At 35.8% G+C, this 419-nt stretch carries 1 protein-coding gene; it reads right to left on the bottom strand.

The genetic code is table 11. The features are described from left to right. Positions 1 to 419 (bottom strand): thiol-activated cytolysin family protein (locus BPMYX0001_RS33390; protein WP_208858012.1); only part of this gene is annotated, 419 nt, incomplete at both ends.

Genomic DNA, 419 nt, shown 5'->3' with positions numbered 1-419 from the left:
CTGCATTATCTTTAATGATATTTCGGATTTCATTAAAATCTTTTGTAACAACCTTGTTATGCTCTTTTGCATCTCCGCCTAATACTACAGCGGTAAAGGTACTGTCTTCAAAAATATCTTTGTACTGTCCACTCGCTTCAACGCTTTGATTCTTAATTAAGGCTTTAAAAGCAGCTTGTACATCTTTACTCTTAGATGATGTTTCTAATTTCACATAAACTGTTCTACCATAAGCTACATTTGATACCATAACAGGCGGAGCCGCCTTACTTATCCCTTTACGAGTTAACTCGTCAAACGTAACACTATTATCAAAAAGGTCTGATGGATTGTTAGGTAGTTCTGCACTTACGGTATAAAAGATTTGCTTATATGCCGCAACCATCACTTTTTTCTCTCCATTTGCAACAGCATTAAAG

Source organism: Bacillus pseudomycoides DSM 12442 (genome assembly GCF_000161455.1).
Classification (GTDB): Bacteria; Bacillota; Bacilli; order Bacillales; family Bacillaceae_G; genus Bacillus_A; species Bacillus_A pseudomycoides.
The sequence above is the reverse complement of the archived record's forward strand: the minus strand, read 5'-3'. Positions and strand labels throughout refer to the sequence as shown.